Below are 1,247 nucleotides of genomic sequence, written 5' to 3'. Positions count from 1 at the left end.
TTGGGTGAAAGGCTCGGATGCGTAATTATACAATTACATCAATGCGTTAGGCTGGATTTCCGGCTAAGCGAACACGGATTCAGGCAATTGATAATTGCTGGAGGAGTCGAATCGATGAGCCGGGCGCCGTTTGTTGTGGCCAAGGCCGAAAACGCATTTTCCCGGACCACCGCAATCTACGACACGACGATTGGTTGGCGCTTTGCAAACCCGCTCATGAGGGAGCGGTACGGCGTCCATTCGATGCCTGAAACCGCGGAAATCGTCGCAGCGCAGTTTGGCATCAGTCGCGCGGATCAGGACGCATTTGCGCTGCAAAGCCAGTTGAAAACGGCGCGCGCCCAAGCAGGCGGGATCTTCGCCGATGAAATCGTGCCGGTGCCTGTTCCAAGAAAGAAGGGCGTTCAAGAGTTCGTAAGCCAGGACGAGCATCCAAGGGAAACGACACTTGACGCGCTCAGCAAGCTCAAGGGCGTCGTCACCCCGGACGGCAGCGTCACTGCTGGCAATGCGAGCGGAGTCAACGATGGAGCATGCGCCATGATTCTTGCCAGCGAAACTGCCGCAAACCGCTTTCGCCTCGGTGTGCGTGCCCGCGTGATCGGCGTGGCATCGGCAGGGGTTCCGCCCCGCATAATGGGCATTGGGCCCGTTCCCGCTACGCGTAAGGTCCTCGAACAGAGTGGACTACGACTTGACCGGATGGACGTTATCGAAATCAACGAGGCGTTTGCCAGTCAGAGCCTGGCCGTATTGCGCCAGCTTGACTTGAAAGACGATGATCCACGTGTGAACCAGAACGGCGGAGCCATCGCACTCGGGCACCCGCTGGGCATGAGCGGTGCACGCCTGGTGACAACGGCCCTTCATCAACTCGAGCGAAGCGGGGGTCGATTTGCCTTATGCACAATGTGCATCGGAGTTGGCCAAGGCATCGCCATCATCATCGAGCGCGTTTGACAATCGATGATCTACGACGAACATTCCAGCAGCGCCCACAGGCAACTCGCGTTATCCGACGAAGCTCGCTGATTACAGCGGCACAAAGCGCATTCCTTCGAAAGCAGACCGGCTCGCAGTCGTGATATTGCCACTTATCGGTAATTACGTAGCGATCTGATAGAAGACTTTCTCTGCGAAGCGGAGTTTATTTGGAGTTGAAATGAAGATTCTCGTACCCGTAAAGCGCGTGGTCGATTACAACGTCAAGGTTCGCGTCAAGGCCGACGGCAGCGGCGTGGACCTGG

1 protein-coding gene and 1 pseudogene are annotated in these 1,247 nt (G+C 56.9%); both read left to right on the top strand.

The window, feature by feature from the left end; genetic code table 11:
- Window positions 1-960 (top strand): acetyl-CoA C-acyltransferase (locus C667_RS23085; RefSeq protein ID WP_157302466.1); only part of this gene is annotated, 960 nt, incomplete at its 5' end.
- A gap of 202 nt (window positions 961-1,162) precedes the next feature.
- Window positions 1,163-1,247, top strand: a pseudogene (locus C667_RS25920) (electron transfer flavoprotein subunit beta/FixA family protein); the annotation flags it as partial.

Source organism: Thauera phenylacetica B4P (genome assembly GCF_000310225.1).
GTDB classification, from domain to species: domain Bacteria; phylum Pseudomonadota; class Gammaproteobacteria; order Burkholderiales; family Rhodocyclaceae; genus Thauera; species Thauera phenylacetica.
Note: the sequence above shows the minus strand (reverse complement) of the source record. Positions and strands in the feature narration are given on the sequence as shown.